At 74.7% G+C, this 18,971-nt stretch carries 10 protein-coding genes; 8 read left to right on the top strand and 2 right to left on the bottom strand.

The window, feature by feature from the left end:
- Window positions 1-429 precede the first annotated feature (429 nt).
- The 4 genes from ABT048_RS34825 (at window position 430) to ABT048_RS34810 (ending at window position 4,237) form a co-directional block, all read left to right on the top strand.
- Complete coding sequence (locus ABT048_RS34825; RefSeq protein WP_350525603.1) at window positions 430-1,050, top strand: helix-turn-helix transcriptional regulator; 621 nt, start codon at window positions 430-432, stop codon at window positions 1,048-1,050.
- 50 nt (window positions 1,051-1,100) lie between these two features.
- Window positions 1,101-1,733, top strand: a complete 633-nt coding sequence (locus ABT048_RS34820; protein ID WP_350525602.1) for a response regulator transcription factor — start codon at window positions 1,101-1,103, stop codon at window positions 1,731-1,733.
- 223 nt (window positions 1,734-1,956) lie between these two features.
- On the top strand, window positions 1,957-3,258 hold the full coding sequence (gene ectB / locus ABT048_RS34815) for a diaminobutyrate--2-oxoglutarate transaminase (protein WP_350525601.1): 1,302 nt from the start codon (window positions 1,957-1,959) through the stop codon (window positions 3,256-3,258).
- A gap of 25 nt (window positions 3,259-3,283) precedes the next feature.
- Complete coding sequence (locus ABT048_RS34810) at window positions 3,284-4,237, top strand: ornithine carbamoyltransferase (RefSeq protein WP_350525600.1); 954 nt, start codon at window positions 3,284-3,286, stop codon at window positions 4,235-4,237.
- Between the two features lie 189 nt (window positions 4,238-4,426).
- Here ABT048_RS34810 and ABT048_RS34805 read toward each other — a convergent pair whose 3' ends face one another.
- A complete protein-coding gene (locus ABT048_RS34805; RefSeq protein WP_350525599.1) occupies window positions 4,427-11,779 on the bottom strand; it encodes a non-ribosomal peptide synthetase in 7,353 nt (2,450 codons plus the stop codon).
- A 185-nt stretch (window positions 11,780-11,964) separates the two neighbouring features.
- Between ABT048_RS34805 and ABT048_RS34800 the strand changes: the two genes are divergently transcribed.
- From ABT048_RS34800 to sbnB, 4 genes are all read left to right on the top strand, one after another.
- Window positions 11,965-13,311, top strand: coding sequence for an MFS transporter (locus ABT048_RS34800; RefSeq protein ID WP_350525598.1), 1,347 nt, complete (start codon window positions 11,965-11,967; stop codon window positions 13,309-13,311).
- A gap of 285 nt (window positions 13,312-13,596) precedes the next feature.
- Window positions 13,597-13,749 carry a hypothetical protein gene (locus ABT048_RS34795; protein ID WP_350525597.1) on the top strand — a complete coding sequence of 51 codons (153 nt, stop codon included), beginning with the start codon at window positions 13,597-13,599 and terminating at the stop codon, window positions 13,747-13,749.
- Window positions 13,742-14,755 carry a 2,3-diaminopropionate biosynthesis protein SbnA gene (gene sbnA / locus ABT048_RS34790; protein WP_350525596.1) on the top strand — a complete coding sequence of 338 codons (1,014 nt, stop codon included), beginning with the start codon at window positions 13,742-13,744 and terminating at the stop codon, window positions 14,753-14,755. The genes ABT048_RS34795 and sbnA overlap by 8 nt, the downstream gene beginning before the upstream one ends.
- Window positions 14,749-15,762, top strand: coding sequence for a 2,3-diaminopropionate biosynthesis protein SbnB (gene sbnB, locus ABT048_RS34785; RefSeq protein WP_350525595.1), 1,014 nt, complete (start codon window positions 14,749-14,751; stop codon window positions 15,760-15,762). Before sbnA ends, sbnB begins: the two co-directional genes overlap by 7 nt.
- Before the next feature lie 98 nt (window positions 15,763-15,860).
- Here the strand turns inward: sbnB and ABT048_RS34780 are convergent, their stop codons facing one another.
- Complete coding sequence (locus tag ABT048_RS34780) at window positions 15,861-18,767, bottom strand: helix-turn-helix transcriptional regulator (protein WP_350525594.1); 2,907 nt, start codon at window positions 18,765-18,767, stop codon at window positions 15,861-15,863.
- Window positions 18,768-18,971: the final 204 nt, after the last annotated feature.

Raw genomic sequence — 18,971 nt, 5'->3', positions numbered from 1 at the left:
AGGCGGCTTGCCTCTGCTTGTGTGACCGGGGGGGGGCGGGCGACGCGGTCAACCCATGGTCGCCCCCCCGGACAGCCGGGCACCGGTGGGCGGACGCCACCGCTCCGGCCGCGTCGGCCCCACCACCGGCGGCCCGGACCGTCCCGGCCCTTCATGGGGGCATCGCCCCCATGTTTCTCCGTCCGGCCTGGCCACGGCCCGGCGGTTCGCGCCACGACCGTCCGACGGCGGACGATCCGCGGTCCGGGCGCCGCCGGGCCGGGCGGCGTGGGACGTGGCGCGGAGCCCCGCGCAGGTCGGAGTCGTCCGGCGCCGGTCCGGCGCGCGGGCCGCTCGGGAAATCTGGGGGCCGTCACCCGATGCCGCGCGGCGCCCACCGGTCGATGCTCTCTACCTGTCGGGCACGGGCACACACCCCAGGAGGAGCCGATGGGCGAACCGGTGAGAGTCAGCGTCGTCGCACAGGACCCGGTGCTGGAGGCCGGTGCGCGGACCAGCCTGCAGTGCCACGGTGACATCGCCGTGGCACTGCCCGGGGAACGGGCGCAGGTCGCGGTCATCATGGTGGACCGGGTGACCCCCGAGGTGATGGAGACGGTGCGCTCCGCCCGCGAGGCGGACCAGCGCCGGGAGATCGTGCTGGTCGCCACGGAGCTGGCGGCCGGCGACGCCGCCCAGGCCTTCGCGGCCGGCACCCGGGGACTCCTGCGCCGCTCCGAGGCCACCGCCGAGCGGCTGGCCTGGACGGTCGTGGCGGCCGCCGCGGGCGACTGCACCCTGCCGCCGGACCTGCTGGACGGACTCCTCGACGGCGGGGACGGCACCCGCCGTGCGGGCGCGGTGGCGGCCCCGGCGGGCTGGGAGCTGTCGGAGCGGGAACAGGCCGTCCTGCGGCTGGTCGCCGACGGCCGGGAGACCGAGGAGATCGCGCGTGAACTGTGCTACTCCTCCCGCACCGTGACCACCGTGGTGCACGACGTCACCCGGCGGTTCCGGCTCCGCAACCGCGCGCACGCGGTGGCCTTCGCCCTGCGGGCGGGTCTGCTGTGATCGCGACGACGGCGGCCCCGGCCGCGAGGAGCACGGCACCCGCTGCGGCCGTGGCGACGGCCATCCGCCCCACCGCGGGGCCCAGGGTGCGGGTGCGGTCGAGCGACGCGCAGGCGCGCGCGGGCGTGGAGGCCAAGCTGGTGGTGGCGGGGCTCCGGCCGGTCCACGTGCCGGATCCGCAGTCGCGGGACGTGCTGGTGGCCGTCGGCGACACGGTGGAGGGCGCCATCGAGGCCTGCCGGCCCGCCCTGCCGGGCAGCGGCGAGCGGCTGTTGGTGGTGGTGGCCGACGTGCTGTCCCGGCACGGTGTGCTGCGGGCCCTGAAGGCGGGCGCCCGGGCCGTGCTGCTGTCGGCCGAGGCGACGCCGGCGCGGCTGGCCGCGGCCGTCCACTCGGCGCACCGCGGCGAGGGCCGGCTGTCCCACCCGGTGCTCGCCTGCCTGCTCAACGGCTCCTCGGAGCCGACCGGCCGACAACGGCGTTCGGGCAGCTCGCCGTTGACGGACCGACAGATCGAGGTACTGCGGCTGATGGCGGACGGCCACGGAAACGAGGCCATCGCCCGGACGCTGAGCTGCTCCAAGCACACCGTCAAGAACGTGATCTACGAACTGATGGGCCAGCTCCAGGTGCACAACAGGGCCCACGCGGTGGCGCACGCCGTACGGACCGGGCTGATCTGACCGCCGGCCGGGGACCCTTCGCGGCCGGGCACGGCCGCCGGCCGGGACAAACGCGCAGCGCCCCGGCGCCGAGGCTGCCACTCGTTCCCTGGCACCGTGCCGCGGTCCGGCGGCACGCTGCTCCTGCCCGTGTCCACCAGGCGGACACGGCGAACCCTCCCTCCACCCGCGGGCGCCGCCCCGAGCGGCCCGCCGCGGGTTCGATCCCTCCCGAGAGGACCCGATGGACATCGCCGAGGACACCCCGACCACCGGCCAGGATCCCCTGCCGGAGCACGAGTTCAAGACCTTCGAGGAGCTGGAGTCCGAGGTCCGGCTGTACTGCCGCAAGTTCCCCGCGGTCTTCGAGCGGGCCAAGGGCGTCGAACTGCACGCCGAGGACGGCCGGACGTTCATCGACTTCTTCTGCGGCGCCGGGACGCTCAACTACGGGCACAACAACGACTTCATCAAGGCCCGGGTGGCCGAGTACCTCGCCGCCGACGGCATCGCGCACGGCCTGGACATGTACACCGTGGCCAAGCGGGAGTTCCTGACCGCCTTCGCCGACACCGTGCTGCGCCCCCGCGGGCTGGACTACAAGGCGCAGTTCACCGGCCCGACCGGCACCGACGCCGTCGAGGCCGCGCTCAAGCTGGCCCGCAAGCAGACCGGCCGCAGCGGCCTGGTCGCGTTCACCGGCGCGTACCACGGCATGTCGCGCGGCTCGCTCGCGGTGACCGGCAGCCGCCGGGCCCGCCGGGCGGGCGGGGTCAGCGGCCAGGACGTCACGTTCATCCCCTACGAGGACGGCCCGCAGGGCGCGTTCGACTCGATCGGCTACCTGGAGCGGCTGCTCGCCGACCCCTCCTCGGGCGTCGACCTGCCCGCCGCGGTCATCCTGGAGCCGATGCAGATGGAGGGCGGGGTCTACCCGGCGAGCGCCGAGTGGCTGCGCGCCCTGCGGGAACTCACCGAGCGGCACGGGATCCTGCTGATCCTCGACGAGATCCAGGCGGGCTGCGGCCGCTCCGGCCGGTTCTTCTGCTTCGAGCACGCCGGGATCACCCCGGACGTGGTGACGCTGTCCAAGTCGCTCAGCGGCTACGGGCTCCCGCTGTCGATGGTGCTCTTCAAGCGGGAGTTGGACGCCTGGGAGCCGGGCGAGCACACCGGGACGTTCCGCGGCAACCAGCTGGCCTTCGTCGCCGCCACCGCGGCCTGCGAGCTGTGGCGCCAGGACTCCTTCCACACCCACCTCGCCGCCGCGACCGCCCGCCTGGAGGGCTTCCGCGGCGAACTGGCCGCGCTGGGGCAGGACCTGGTGATGCGCGGACGCGGGATGGCGCTCGGCATCGACCTCGGCGCCTCCGGCGGCGCCCTGCGCGCCGACCGGCTGCAGCGGTACGCCTTCGAGCGGGGGCTGATCGTCGAACTCTGCGGCCGTGATGATGAAGTGGTCAAGCTGCTGCCGCCGCTGACCGTCGACCTCGCACTGCTCGACCGGGGCCTCGACGTGCTGCGGCAGGGCCTGCAGGCGATCTGACACACCATCACGTGAGGAGCGCGCAATGTCCCGACCGATACGCCGCCACCTGATCTCGATCGACGACCTCGACTTCGAGTCCATGCACCGCATCGTGCAGCGCGGCGCCGACTTCGCGGCCGGCCGCTGCGAGGACGCCCGTCCGCTGCAGGACGCGGTGGTGGGCGTCCTGTTCCGCAAGACCTCCACCCGCACCCGCACCGCCTTCTCCGCCGGAACGCTGCGCCTGGGCGGCCGGCTGATCACCTACGGCCCCGGCGACCTGCAGGAGAACACCGGGGAGACGGTCGAGGACACCGCCGCCGTGCTGTCCCGGATGCTCGACGTCCTGGTGGCCAGGACCGTGGGCACCGAGGCCGAGCTGCGGGCGTTCGCCGCCCAGCAGCGGATGGCCGTCGTCAACGCGATGAGCGCCGTCGAGCACCCCACCCAGGCGCTGACCGACCTCACCACGCTGCTCGGCCGGTTCGGGCGGATCGAGGGCCTGCGGGTGCTCTACGTCGGCGAGGGCAACAACACCGCCTCGGCGCTGACGCTGGCTCTCTCCCGCTACCCCGGGACGGCGCTGCACCTGCGCACGCCGGCCGGCTACGGCGTCGAGCAGCGCTACCTCGACCGGGCCGCCGAGTACGCGGCGGGCAGCGGCGCGCTGGTGGAGCAGCGGCACGACATGGCCGACCTGCCCGAGGTCGACGTGGTCTATACCACCCGCTGGCAGACCACCGGTACGACCAAGCCCGACCCCGACTGGCGGCGCCTCTTCGAGCCGTTCCGGGTCGACAAGGCCGTCATGGACGCCGTCCCCGGCGCGCTGTTCATGCACGACCTGCCCGCGCACCGCGGCGACGAGGTGACCGCCGAGGTGCTCGACGGGCCCGACTCGATCGCCTTCGAGCAGGCCGAGAACAAGTACCACAGTGCCCGCGCGGTGCTGGAGTGGTGCGTCGGCGGCGGCCCCGCGGGGGCCGGCGACGAGTGAGCCCGGCCGAAGGAGCCGCCTCCCGGAAACCACCGGGAGGCGGCCCCTTCGGCGTGTCCGGCGGGCGCGGGCCCGCAGCGGCGGGGACGCAGAGGCCGGAACGCAGGGGCCGGGACACCTGAACCGACACGCAGAGGCCGGCCCCCCGCGGTTGCGCCGCGGGGGGCCGGCCTCGACTGCCGCCGACCGTCAGTCCTGTTCCGCCATCAGCCCGTCGAGCACCCCGGCGAGCCCGGCGACGTGCGGCGGCTGCAGCACGCCGAGGTGGTCGCCGCCGACCCGGTGGACCTCCAGGCCCCCGGGGGTCAGCTCGGTCCAGCGCGTCACGTAGTCCCGGAAGGACTGACCGGAGGCCACGTCGTGCGCGCCGCCGGCGAGTTCGTCGCCGATCAGCAGGTGCATCCGCCCCGGGTAGGGCCGGTGCCGGTAGCCGAGGGTGGCCTGGGCCAGCTCGCGCCAGACCTTCAGCCGGCCGGCCCAGAAGGTGTCACCGGGCCGGGGCGCCAACTTGGGGCCCTCGTCGATGACGTGGTCGAGCACCTTGAGGAACTCCGCCTGCAGGAGTTCGATCTCCTCCTCCCCCTCCGCCAGGTCGAGCTCGCCGAGCAGGCTCTCGCCGCGGGCGAGCATCGCCGCCTCGTCCCACAGGTTCCGGCGGGTGTGGCTGTCCAGGGCGGGGTCGAGCAGGGCGAAGGTGACCTGTTCGCCGTCCTGGTGCAGCCGGTGCGCCAGCTCGCTGGTGACCGGTCCGGCCCCGCACCAGCCGAGCAGGTGATACGGGCCGGTGGGCCGGATGGCCCGGATCCGGGCGAGGAACTGCTCGGCGACGCGGCCGATGCTCTGCGGGGAGGCGACGTCGCGGTGCAGACCGGGCCACTCCAGGCCGACCACCCGGCGGTCCTCGGCGAGGTGTTCGGCCAGGTGGACGTACCACTGGGCGCCGCCCGGGTAGACGCAGAACAGCGGTGCCCGCCCGCCCTCGCGCCGCAGCCACAGCACGGAGTCCGCGAGGTCGTCCGCGGCGTTCGCCGGGTCGGCGACGAGCGCGGGCGCGAGGTCGGCGGCGACCGCGGGGTCGATCGCCCGGGCCAGCTCGGCGACCGTACGGTGCTGGTAGAAGTCACGGAAGGCGACCGCCGTCCCGTGCTCCTCCCGGAGCTTGACGATCACCCGCATCGCGATCAGCGAGTGCAGGCCGAGGTCGGTGAAGGAGTCGTCCATGCCGATCCGGGGCAGGCCCAGCACCTCGGCGAGCGCCGTCGCCAGGATGCCCTCGATCGCGGTGCGCGGCGCCAGGTACGGCGTGGCGGGGAGGCTGTCGGCCTCGGGCTCGGGCAGGGCGTGCGGGTCGACCTTGCCGCTGCGGGTCAGCGGCAGGGCGTCCAGCAGGACGAAGGCGGACGGGACGAGGTACTCGGGCAGGTGCCCGAGCAGCCAGTCCCGCAGCTCCACGGGCTGGATGTCCGCGCCCTCGCGCGGCACGACGTACGCGACCATGCTGCGGTCGCCGCCGGCCGCGGTGCGCACCCGGACGGCGACCTCCCGGACCGCCCCGTGGCGACGGAGCATGCCCTCCACCTCGCCGGGCTCGACCCGGTAGCCGCGGATCTTCACCTGGTTGTCCGCCCGGCCGCCGAACTCCAGCAGGCCGTCCTCCCGGTAGCGGGCCAGGTCCCCGGTGCGGTAGAGCCGGGCGCCGGGCGCGGCCGCGTACGGGTCCGGGACGAAGCGCTCGGCGGTCAGCGCGGGCCGCTCGGCGTAGCCGCGGGCCAGCTGGGCGCCGCCGATGTACAGCTCGCCCATGACGCCGACCGGGACGAGCCGCTGGTCGCGGTCGAGGATCCGCATCACCGTGTTGGCCACCGGCCGGCCGATCGGCACCGGACCTTCGGGCAGGCTGTCGGCGCGGGACTTCAGGATGCAGCAGCCGACGGTCGCCTCGGTCGGGCCGTAGTGGTTGACCACCGCCGTGTCCGGGGCGTGTTCGGTCCAGGCGCTGAGCGCCTCGCGGGTGAGCTCCTCGCCGCCGACCACCAACCGGTCGGTGGCGGAGGCGAGCGCGGCGGGCGGCAGGGTCTGGTTGAGCAGCGCCAGGTGGGTGGGGGTCAGCTTGACCAGGCCGAATCCGCCGCGCTCCAGGACGGCGACCAGGCCGTCCAGGCCGGGGGTGCCGTCGTCCTCGGTGAGGGTGACCGGCCGCCCGGAGAGCAGCGCGGGGAAGAGCGAGGTGACCGGCAGGTCGAAGGCCATCGCGGAGTACAGCGGCGAGCCGGTGCCGTGCACGTCCGGGAACTCGGCGCCCGCCCAGGTCGCGTAGTTGACCAGGGACCGGTGCTCGATCATCACCCCCTTGGGGGTGCCGGTGGAACCGGAGGTGTAGACGATGTACGCCAGGTTGGCGGGCGTGGCGATCGGGCCGAGGTCGTCCCCGTCCTGCGCGTCGGTCTCCGTGTCGCGGTCGAGCAGCACGGCCTCGGCGGGCAGGCCCGCGACCAGCGGGGCCAGCTCCGCCTGGGTGAGGACGGCCGCGGCGCCGGTCTCGGTGAGCACGCCGGCCAGCCGCCGGGCCGGGTGGGCGGGGTCGAGCGGCAGGTAGGCGGCACCGGACTTGAGGACCGCGAGCAGTGCCGCGACCAGGTCCGGGCCCCGGCGCAGCAGCACCCCGACCTTCGACTCGGGGCCGACGCCGAGCCCGCGCAGCCGCCGGGCGATCCGGTTGGCGCGGGCGTTGAGTGAGGCGTAGTCGACGGTGCTGCCGTCGGCGCAGTGCAGCGCGGCCGCGTCCGGGGTGCGGGCGGCCTGCTGCTCGAACAGCTCGTGCACGCAGGCGTCCGGGGCGGCCGTCCGGGGGCCGGTCGCGAACCGGTCGAGCAGTTCGCGCTCCTCGGCGGCGAGGGCGTCGGCGCCGGAGTCGCCCAGCGGGTCGGCGGCCATCGCCTCCAGGATCCGCCGGTACAGCCCGGCCAGCCGCTCCCCGTTGGCCCGGCTGATCCGCTCCGGGCGGCCGTAGAGGACGAACACGCCGGGGAAGGTCGAGGCGTCCAGCGCGAACTCGTTCGGGCTGACGTCGACGACCTTGCCGGAATCGATCTGCCGGTCGTCCAGGACGTGGAAGTCCAGGTAGGTGAAGGACACCTCGACCAGCGGGCTGCCGTCGCCCCAGGCGCGCTGCATCTCCGGCAGCGGGAAGCGGCGGTGCGGCCAGGCGTCCACCTCGGCGGCGAAGACCTGCCCCACCAGCTCGCGCCACGTGCCGCCGGTCAGTTCGACGCCGAGCGGCACGGTGTTGAGGTGCATGCCGCGCACCAGCTCGCCGCCCTCCGTCTCCAGGCGCCCGTTGAAGACCAGTCCGCTGTGGAAGCGGCGGCTGCCGCTGATCACGGCCATCGCCTTCAGGTGCGCGGCGAACAGCACGCTCTTGAGCGGCACCCCGCCGGCCGCGGCCAGCGCGCGCAGGCCCGGCTCCAGGTCGTGGAACGGAACGGTGACCTGGTACGGCCGCTCGCCGGCCGCCGGGTCGGCGGCCCAGGACGGCGGCAGGACGACGCGCTCGAAGTCGCCGACCCGCTGCTGCCAGAACGCGCGGTCCTCGGCGCCGGCGAGGGAGCGCCGCTCCAGCGCGATGTGGTCGGCGTAGCGGACGGTGTGCCGCTGCCCGGTGTCGGCCGGGGCCCGACCGTCGCGGATCGCCCGGTAGTCGCGCATCACCTCGTCGATCAGTGAGTGGTGGCTCCAGCCGTCGAGGATCGCGTGGCACTCGATGAAGGAGAACGTCCAGCGGTCGTCGGCGGTCTGGTGGACGTGGAAGCGCAGCATCGGCGCCCGGCCGATGTCGAAGGGCGTGCGGCGGGTCCGGGTGGTGAACTCCGTGAGCTCGGCCTGGATCCGCTCCTCGTCGAGCCCGCGCAGGTCGTCGTGGCCGACCTCCACCGTCCCGTCGGCGTGGACGAGCTGGAGCGGCTCGGAGTACCCGGTGAGGTCGAAGCTGGTGCGCACGATCTCGTGCCGCCGGGCGAGCCGGGCCGCGGCCTCCCGCATCGCGCGCAGCGAGAACGGCGCGTCGTCGACGAACGGGAACAGCGTGATGTTGTGGTACGGGCTCTCGTCCCGGTCCGCGAGCATCTGGTAGACCATCGCGGCCTGCACCATGGCGAGCGGGTAGGCGTCCACCAGGCCGGGCGGCAGGGCGGCGCGGTCGGCTGCCGCGAGCAGCTCGAACGGCGCCACCCGCTGCTCCTCCACGCCGGCCGGTCCGCCGGGCGCGGCCTGGTCGGCGAACCGGGCCAGGCCCTCGACGCTCTGGTGCACCAGCAGGTTCTGCACCGTCAGGTCGATCCCGCGCCGCCGCAGCGCGCCGACGACCTTGATCGCCCGGATCGAGTCGCCGCCCAGGTGGAAGAAGTTGTCGAGGGCGCCGACCCGGGGCAGGCGCAGGACCTCGGCCCAGGTCTCGGCGACGACCCGCTCGGTGCCGGTGCGCGGGGCGACGTGCTCGGCGCCGCCGAGCACGCGGTGGGCCTCGGGGGCGGGCAGGGCGCGGCGGTCGATCTTGCCGTTGGCCGTCATCGGGAAGGCCGCCAGCGGGACGAAGACCGCCGGCACCATGTAGCCGGGCAGCGTCCGGCCGAGGGCCGCGCGCAGCTCCGCCACGTCGAGGGTGCGGCCCGCCCGGGGCGCGACGTACGCGACCAGCCGGGCCTCCCGCTCCTCGGCGCCTCGGTGCGCGATCACCAGGCTCTTGTCCACGTCGGGGAGGGCGCCGATGGCCGCCTCGATCTCGCCGGGCTCGATCCGGTGGCCGCGGATCTTCACCTGGCTGTCGGCCCGGCCGAGGAACTCCAGTTCGCCGTCGGCGCCGTAGCGGGCGAGGTCCCCGGTGCGGTACATCCTCGCGCCCGGTGTGCCGGCGTACGGGTCGGGCAGGAAGCGTTCGGCGGTCAGCCCCGGGCGGTTCAGGTAGCCGCGGGCCAGGCCGGGCCCGGAGACGTGGAGCTGGCCCGGGACGCCGATCGGCACCGGGTTGAGGTCCGCGTCGAGGAGGTGGAGCCGCAGGTCGCCGAGCGGGCGGCCGATCGGGCTGCGCCGGGCACCGGCGGTCTCCTCGGCCCGCACCGGGCGGTGGGTGACGTGGACGGTGGTCTCGGTGATGCCGTACATGTTGACCAGGACGGGCCGCCGGTCGCCGAACCGCTCGAACCAGGGCCCCAGTTCGGCCACGTCCAGCGCTTCGCCGCCGAAGACCACGGTCCGCAGCGACAGGGCCTCGGGGCGCAGGTCGGCCAGCGCGACGGCCTCCTGCAGGCCGCGGAAGGCCGAGGGGGTCTGGTTGAGCACGGTGACGCGCTCGGCGACCAGCAGGTCGAGGAAGTCCTGCGGGGAGCGCGAGACGGCGAACGGCACCACCACGACCCGGCCGCCGTTCAGCAGCGCGCCCCACAGCTCCCAGACCGAGAAGTCGAAGGCGTAGGAGTGGAACAGCGTCCACACGTCGTCCGGGCCGAAGCCGAAGTCCTCCTGGCAGGAGCGCAGCAGGCGCAGCACGTTGGCGTGCGTGACGGGGACGCCCTTGGGGGCGCCGGTGGAGCCGGAGGTGTGGATGACGTAGGCGGTGTTGCCGGACGTCGCCAGCGGGGCGGGGTCGGTGTCGGGCCAGTCCCGGTCGGCCGCGTCGGCCTGGCCGTCCTGCTGGCCGGCTCGGTCGGCTCGGTCGGCCTCGTCGAGCAGCACGGTGGTGACGCTCTCCTCGCCGGTGCTCCGGTCGGCGACCAGGACGGTCGCCCCGGCATCGGCGAGGATGTAGGCGAGCCGGTCGGCCGGCTGGCCCGGGTCCAGCGGGAGGTAGCCCGCACCGGACTTGAGCACACCGAGCAGCGCCACCACCAGGTCGAGCCCGCGCTCGCAGCGCACGCCGACCAGGCTCTCCGGGCCGGCGCCGAGCGCACGCAGCCGGTGGGCCAGCCGGTTGGCCCGGGCGTTCAGTTCCGCGTACGTCAGCGAGACGCCGTCGCAGGTCGCGGCGGGGGCGTCGGGGGTGCGCTCCACCCACTGCCGGAAGACCTCGGGCAGGGTCTCGTCGGCGGGGTAGCTGCGGCCGGCTCCGCTCCAGGACGCGAGGAGTTCGCGCTCGGCGTCGGGCAGCAGGTCGAGCCGGTTGACCGGTCGGCCGGGGTCGGCGGCGATCCCGGCCAGCAGCCGCAGGTAGTGCGCGACGGTCCGCTCGATCGTCTCCGGGTCGAACAGTGCGGTGGCGTACTCCAGTTCGCCGCTGATGGAGCCGTCGGCGGTGGTGGTGAGCGCGAGCGAGAGGTCGAACTTGGCAGGGTGCCAGTCCACCGCCTGCAGCTCGGCGCGCAGCGCACCCGGCTCGGCCGGGGTGTGCGCGGCGAGCTGGAAGACCACCTGGAAGATCGGGTTGCGGGAGGGGTCGCGTTCGGGCGCCAGCTCGTCGACCAGCCGCTCGAACGGGGTCTCCTGGTGGGTGAACGCGCCGAGCGCGGACTCCCGCACGCGGCCGAGCAGTTCCAGGAACGACGGGTCGCCGGCGAGGTCGGCGCGCAGGGCGACGGTGTTGGCGAACAGGCCCACCATGGCCTGGACGTCGGCCTGCTCGCGGCCCGCGACGGGGGTGCCGACCACCACGTCGGTCTGCCCGCAACTGCGGCCCAGCAGGAGCTGGAAGGCCGCCAGGAAGACCATGAACGGGGTGGCGCCCCGGCTGCGGCCCAACTCCTCCAGCGGCGCGACGAGTTCGGCCGGGACGGTGAACATCGCGACGGCGCCGGCGGCATCCCGGACCGGACCTCGGGGCCGGTCGGTGGGCAGCGCGAGCGGGGTGAGGTCGGCCAGGGTGTCGCGCCAGTAGGCGAGTTGGGAGGCCAGCCGGTCGCCGGACAGCTGCTCGCGCTGCCAGGCGGCGAAGTCCGCGTACTGCACGGCGGGCGGGCCGAGCGGGTCCGCCAGGCCGGCCGCGAACGCCTCGTAGAACCGCCCGAGTTCGCCGAGCAGGACGTCCTCCGACCAGCCGTCCGAGGCGATGTGATGGATCGTCAGCAGCAGCGCGTACGCGTCGCCGGGGAGCTTGGCGAGCAGCGCCCGGACGGGGTGCCCGGCGGCCAGGTCGAACGGCTGCCGGCCGTCCTCGGCCACCAGCTCGGCGAGCCGGCGCTCGGCCTGCTCCGGCCCGTCGGACGCCAGGTCGACGGTGGTCAGGGCGATCGGCCCCGGTGCGTCGATCACCAGCACCGGCTCGTCGTCCACGGCCGGGTAGCGGGTGCGCAGCACCTCGTGCCGGGCGACCAGCGCGTCCAGCGCGCGCCGCAGCGCCACCGGATCCACCGGTCCCGGCAGGCGCAGCAGCAGCGGCATCAGGTACTCGACGCCGCCCGGCCGGAGCCGGTCGAGCACCCACATCCGGCGCTGCGCGAACGACAGCGGGAGCGCGCCGTCCCGCGGCACGGGGGCGATCCCCTCCTGCCGCTTCTTCGTCAAGCCGCTGAGGCGCCGCTGCAGCAGCTCCGTGCGGGAGCTCGGGCTCGTGCTCATCCTTCGCCTTCCTGTGCGTGCGACCGGGTCAGCGGTCCGGTGACGCTCCACCGGCCCGGCGTCAGCCTGCCGACTGCGGGAAAGGGGCGGCAGGGTCAGCACGGCCGAGGTTCCGGCGGCGAACTGCGCGCGTGACTGCCGGTCCTTCTCTGGGCCCGGGGCGGCCGGCCTCCCAGCATCGGACCATGACCGACACCGTGCGCGAGGAAGTCCCCCGGAACGTCCCGCCGCTGCTGCGCAACCGGGACTTCCTGCTGCTCTGGCAGGGAGCGGCGGTCTCCGGGCTCGGATCCAACGCCTCCAGTGTGGCGTACCCGCTGCTGGTCCTCGCGCTGACCGGGTCCCCGGCCGACGCGGGAGCCGCCGGCTTCGTCGCACTGGTGCCGCAACTCCTGTTCCAGCTCCCGGCGGGAGCCCTGGTCGACCGCTGGAACCGCCGACGGACGATGATCTGGTGCGACGTGCTGCGCATCCTGGCCATCGGCAGCGTCGCGGCGGCCCTGCTGCTGGACCGGCTGTCGCTGCCGCACATCCTCGCGGTGGGCTTCACCGAGGGCACGCTGACGGTGTGCTTCCAGATCGCCGCCTCGGCGGCCGTCCCCAACGTGGTGCACCCGTCCCAGCTCGCCGCCGCGCTCTCCCGCAACGAGGCGCGGGCCCGCGGCGCCACGATGCTCGGCAAACCGCTGGGCGGCGCCCTGTTCGGCTTCGGCCGCGCACTGCCGTTCCTCTTCGACGCCGTCAGCTACCTGTGGTCGCTGGTCTCCCTGCTGCTGATCCGCACCGAGTTCCAGGCCGAACGGCGCCCCCGCAGCGGCCCGCTGCACCGCGAACTCACCGAAGGCGTCCGCTGGTTGTGGCGCCAGCCGTTCATCCGCACCACGACCTTCCTGATCGCGGGCAGCAACCTGCTGTTCCAGGCGGTGTTCCTGACGGTCATCCTGATGGCGCGCGACCAGGGCGGCTCACCGGCACAGATCGGCGTGATGTTCGGCCTGGGAGCGGTCGGCGGGGTGCTGGGCTCGCTGCTGGCGCCCGAGCTGGAACGGCGGCTGTCGATGCGGACCGTGGTGATCGGCGCCAACTGGGCCTGGGCGCTGCTGGTCCCGGTGCTCCTGGTGGTCCACGGCCCGTACCTGATCGGCGCGGTGTACGCCCTGATGTGCTTCGTCGGGCCGGTGTGGAACGTGGTGACCTCCGCCTACCAGCTCGCCGTCACCCCGGACGCCATCCAGGGCCGGGTGATCGGCGCGGTCGGCCTGATCGCCTTCGGTGCCGTCCCGCTGGGTTCGCTGATCGGCGGCGAGTTGCTCGCCCGGTTCGGGGCGCACTCCACCGTGGTGGTCCTGGCCGCCTGGATGGTCCTCCTCGGCGCGACCGCCACCCTCAGCCCCTCCGTGCGCTCCGCACCGTCCCTGGCCGGCGTCGCCCCCGGGCAGCCGGCCGCCGCCGACGGCGCCACCGCGGCCGGGGCCGAGGACGCCGCCGGCATCACCGACGCCACCGCCACCGAGTCCGCTCCGAGCGCGTGACGCGTGACCCGCGGCGCGTGGATGCCGCAGCGCGTGGATGCCGCGTCGCGTACGCCGTCCTGCGTACGTCGTCCTGCGTACGCCGTCCCGCGGCCGTTCGGCGCGGGTGCGCCGCCGCCGGGGTGACCGGCCGGTCCGCCGTGCGCTGCGGGCTTCGCGGCCCGGGGACACAGCGGCACCGCGCGCATGCTCGTCCCGCTGCCCGTTTGTCTCTTGCCGCCGTTCCCCACAGCCCGGCAGGCTCGCCCCGTCGCAGTGTCAAACCTCAAGGCTAGGAGGGTAGTTGTGGCCGAGGAAGCCACCGAAACCTGCACGTCCCGGATCGTCGTCGACGATGTGGAGCCGCACACCGGGCCCGCGTGGACCGGGACGCGGCCGACGAGCCCGCGCCGCCGCACCGACGGCGACACCATCGACGGGGCCCGTGCGCATGTCTGACACCGTGCCGGCCGGTGTACTCCGGACCGTGGGCCGAACGCCGCTGGTCGAGCTGACCAGAATCGACCCGACCAGCCACTTCCGCCTCTTCGCCAAGCTGGAGGCGCACAACCCGGGCGGCTCCATCAAGGACCGCTCCGCACTGGAGCTGTTGAGCGAGGGCATCCGCTCGGGCCGGCTGATCCCCGGGCTGTCGGTCGTCGTCGAGTCCAGCTCCGGCAACCTGGGCATCGGACTCGCCCAGGTCTGCGGGTACTTCGGGATCCGCCTCATCTGCGTGGTGGACCCCCGCGCCAACCGGCAGAACATCGCGATCATGCGGGCGCTGGGCGCCGAGGTCGAGGTGGTCACCCGGACCGACCCGGCCACCGGCGAATACCTGCCGGTGCGGATCCGGCGGGTGCGCGAGATCCTCGCCAGGACCGAACACGCCTACTGGCCGGACCAGTACTCGAACCCGCTCAACCCGCGCTCGCACCACGCGACCATGCGGGAGATCCGGGAGGCCCTGCCCGGCGGCCCGGACTACCTGTTCTGCGCGACCAGTTCCTGCGGAACCCTGCGCGGCTGCGCCGAGTACGCGCGGGAGCAGCAGCTCCCGGTGACCATCGTGGCCGTCGACGCCGAAGGCAGCGTCATCTTCGGACGCCGGCCCGCGCCCCGGCTCATCCCCGGCCACGGCGCCGCCGTCCGGCCGGCACTCCACCAGGACGGCCTGGCGGACGAGGTGGTGCACGTCAGCGATCTGGACTGCGTGGTCAACTGCCGGCGCCTGGCGCACCGCGAGGCCATCCTCGCCGGCGGCTCGTCGGGCGCGGTGCTCGCCGCGGTCCGGCAGATGGGCGACCGGATCCCGCCCGGCGCGACCTGCGCGGTGATCCTCCCCGACCGGGGTGAGCGCTACCTCGACACGATCTACGACGACGACTGGGTGACGTCGCACTTCGGCGACGTCACCCACCTGTGGAGGGAGAACGGTCCGATGGCCGAGGTGACACCATGCTGATCCTGACAGCCCGCGAGGTCCGGCAGGTCCTGGACGGTGCGGAGCACCAGGTGGTCGAGGCGGTGAGCCGGGCGTACCGGCTGCACTCCGCCGGCCGGACCGCGCTCCCCCACTCGCTCTTCCTGCGCTTCCCCGAGGAGGCCCGCAACCGGATCATCGCCCTGCCCGGCTACCTCGGGAACACCGGGGACGCCGACGACCGGGAGCCGGTCGCCGGCATCAAGTGGATCTCGTCCTTCCCGGGCAACCTGGCCTCCGGACTGGAGCGCGCCTCGGCCGCGATCATCCTCAACTCGATGCGCACCGGCCACCCCGAGGTACTGCTGGAGGGCTCGGTGATCTCCGCCCGGCGCACCGCGGCCAGCGCCGCCCTCGCGGCCGCGACGCTCGCCCCGCAGGAGCCGCAGACCGGCGCCACCCTGATCGGCTGCGGCGTGATCAACTTCGAGGTGCTCACCTTCCTGCGCGCCCTGCTGCCCGACCTGGCCGAAATCACCCTGTTCGACCTCGACCCGGCCCGCGCCCAGGCGTTCGCCGAACGGTGCGCGGCCCGGTTCCCCGGGCTCAAGACCACCACGGCCGACCGGATCGAGGACGCCCTGGCGGCCCACCGGCTGGTCTCCCTGGCCACCACCGCCTCCACCCCGCACCTGGACCCCTCCCCCTGCCGACCGGGGACGCTGCTGCTCCACCTGTCCCTGCGTGACCTCGCCCCGGAGACCATCTTGTCCAGCGTCAACATCGTCGACGACGGCGACCACGTCTGCCGCGAGTCCACCTCCCTGCACCTCGCCGAACAGCAGACCGGCCACCGCGACTTCATCGCCGACTCGATCGGCGCCATCCTCACCGGCGGCCGCCACCACCGCGACCCCGAGGCGCTGACGGTCTTCTCGCCCTTCGGCCTCGGCGTCCTCGACCTCGCCGTCGCCGACCTGGTCCACCACAGGGCGCAGGAGCAGGGCCTCGGCACCGACGTCCCGGACTTCCTCAGCCCCGAAGCATAGGAGGCCGGACGCGTCGGGACGCGATGCCGGGCGGGGCGGGGAGCAAGGTGTCCCCGCCCCGTCCGGCATCGCCCGGAGCCCCCGGTCACTTCCCCCGATCAGTCCCCGCACAGCGCCCGGGCGAGGCGGCACAGCTCCGCGCGGTCCGCGCTGCCCGTCTTCTGCAGCAGGCTGGCGATGTGCTTCTCCACCGTCCGGGGCGAGATGGACAGCCGCTGGGCGACGTCCTGGTTCCCGAGGCGCTCCACGAGCAGGGCGAACACGTCGTACTCACGCGGCGTCACCCCGCTCGCCCGCAGCGCCTCGGGGATCAGCTCCCGCCCGCTGCGCCGCTGGGCGACCGACACGCCCGCCTGCCGGATCAGCGACCGGCAGGCGCCGGCGACGGAGCGCACGCCGGCCTCGTGGAAGTACTCCTCCGCGGTCCGCAGCCAGGCGACCGGCTCGCCCCAGCCGTCGGCGAGGGCGGCCTCGGCGACCAGGCGCAGTCCGAGGTGCCGGGCGGTCGGAAACCCCCGGGACACCTGCAGCGCCTGCTCCACCCGGCCGGCGGCCTCCCCGCCGCGGCCCTCGCGTCCGAGCAGGACGGCGTCGGCCAGCAGCATGAACTGCCGGTTCCACGCCAGGGCGGCGGCCGGCGCCGCCAGGACCGTCGCGTACGCCGTGCGGTCGGCAGTGCCCGCGAGGACGCCGAGCAGCGCACCGAGGCCGTACCGTCCGCTGAGGTAGAACACGTTGGGGTGCCGGTCCTCCCAGGCGGCCGCGGCGGCGAGGTCGGCACCCGCACGGGCGCGGTTCTCCTCCAGGAGCGCGCAGAACGCCCGGCACAGGCCGTGCAGGACCGGCGTGAGGAAGGAGTCCGAGTCGTCGGCCTGCTCGAAGCGGAGCAGCTCCCGCTCCATCTGCCGCCGCCGGCCCTGGTGGGCGGCGAGGGTGGCGGCCACCAGCAGCAGGTAGCGGTGGCTGCCGAGGTTGCGCATCCGGGCGCTCGGCTCCAGGCAGCGGTCGATGATCTCCCGGGCGGCCGTGAAGTCGGCGCGCTGCAGGGCGTCCATGGCCAGCAGGCCTTCCGCGTGCTGGGCGAGGACGAGGGCGCCCAGGTCGCGGGCGGCGTCCCTGGCCTCCCGGATCCTACGCGCGTCACCGGTGCGCATGAAGGCGTTCCCGCCGAGCCGCAGCAGCGCCTCCACCCGCCAGACCGGCAGGGTGTGCGTCTCCGCGACGGCGAGCATCCGCTCCAGGCAGGCGTCCGCGTCGTCGAAGCCGCGTTCGCGGGCCAGCAGAGCGAGCAGCTGCCACGCCTGGCAGGCCACCACGGGGAGCTTCTCGCGCTCGGCGACCTCGGCCGCCTCGCGGGCCAGCCGCTCGGTCTCCGCCGTCGCCCCGCCGTGGCCGGGCAGCAGCGCCAGGTGGCCCTCGACCACGGCCAGGGCGGCGGTCTGGCGGGGATCGCCGGAGCCGCCGAGCTGCGCACGGGCCGCGGCGATCTGCGTCCGGGTGTCGGCGGCGCGCTCGGCGATCACCGCCGCCCAGGCGAGCCTGGTGTGCAGGGCGATGCGACGCTCGATGTCCAGCGCGTCGGCCCCGGCCGCCGGCAGCGACTCGGCCAGCGCGAACACCCGGTCCAGCTGACCGGCCTCGGCCAGCGCGTAGACCAGCGACTCGATGACGTCGGTGCGGTCGGACGCCGCGGCCGACTCGTGGGCCCGCTCCAGCAGCTTCACCGCGGTGGCGGAGGCCCCCGCGGCGAGCGCCCGGCGGCCCGCCTCGGCGTAGAGCAGCGCCGCCCCCGCCCGGTCACCGCCCAGCTCCCGCAGGCGCGCCACCAGCTGGCAGCGCCCGTCGGCGAGCGCCGGGTCGGCCGCCAGGATCGCCTCGGCCGCCCGGCGGGCGATCACGGCCCGCTCGGCCGGCGGCAGGCCTGCGAGCAGGGCCTCCGCGGTGAGCGCGTGCCGGAAGGCGTACTGGTCGACGGCGGTGGAGTCGGGGACGACGAAGCCCGAGGCGGCCGCCGCCGCCAGGTGGTCGAGCAGCAGCCGCATGCTGTGGCCGGTGATCAGCTGGAGCGTGCCGAGCGAGAAGCCGGTGCCCAGGGTGGCGGCGAGCAGCAGCAGGTCGCGGACCTGGGGATCGAGCTGCTCCAGTCGGTGCCGCAGGCCGCTGACCACGCTGGCCGGCACGGCGGCCGCCAGGTCGCCGACGACCACCCAGCCGTCGCCGTCCTGGCGCAGCGCCCCGGAGCCGACCATCTCGGTCAGCAACTCCTCGACGAGGTAGGGGTTCCCGTTGCTGATGGTGCTCAGCCGGTCGACCACCGCGGCGGGCACCTGCTCGGAGCCCAGTTCCAGACAGCCGGCGGCGAGCGCGCCGATCTGCGTCGGCCCGAGCGGCTCCAGGGCGGCCAGCGAGGCGACCCGGCGCCGCTCACCGCCCCGGGCCAGCTCCAGGGCGGCCCCCGGCTCGGGCCGCAGGGTGGCCACCAGGAGGACGGGCAGTCCGGCCAGGTTGTCGACCAGGTAGTCCACCACGGCGATGGTGTCCGAGTCGGCCTCGTGCAGGTCCTCCAGGACGAGCAGGCAACCACCGTCCCGGCCGAGCACGGCCAGCAGCCGCAGCACGGCCTCGGCCAGCTCGACCGCACTCTCCGGGTAGCCGGGCACGGCCGTGTGCCGCCACTGCGGGATCACCAGGCCCAGCGCCGGACGGTACGGCTCCAGCTCCGGGTCGTCGGGGACACCGACGACCCGGAAGCGGGAGTTCAACGCCTCGATGAGCGGGCGGTACGGGATCCCGGCACTGGTCGGGCTGCCGCGTCCGCGCAGCACCGGCAGGCCCAGCGCCTCGGCCCGGCCGGCACAGTCCCCCGCCAGCCGGGACTTGCCTATCCCCGCCTCCCCCACCAGGAAGACCGCGCGGCCCGCATGGGACTGAAGACCGCTCAGGCTGCTGTCAAGCAGCCCGAGTTCGGTCTCACGGCCAATGATCGTCGGGGAAGTGTTGCGCACATTCGCAGGCTACTGTGCCGAAGTTGTGATGAATAGTGATCTCCGCAGGAAGGTGGTCGTGCTGCCGTGGGGTGCGCGGCCCGGGCCCGCCTGCCTGTTCCGGCCGGTCCGCCCGGCGGTGCGGCCGGATCCGGCCTGCCCGACGGTGCGTTCGGATCCGGCACGCGCGGCGGTGCGATCGGATCCGGCCCGCCCGGCGGCGCG

The sequence above is a fragment of the Kitasatospora sp. NPDC096140 genome (assembly GCF_040303045.1).
Classification (GTDB): Bacteria; Actinomycetota; Actinomycetes; order Streptomycetales; family Streptomycetaceae; genus Kitasatospora.
Note: the sequence above shows the minus strand (reverse complement) of the source record. Positions and strands in the feature narration are given on the sequence as shown.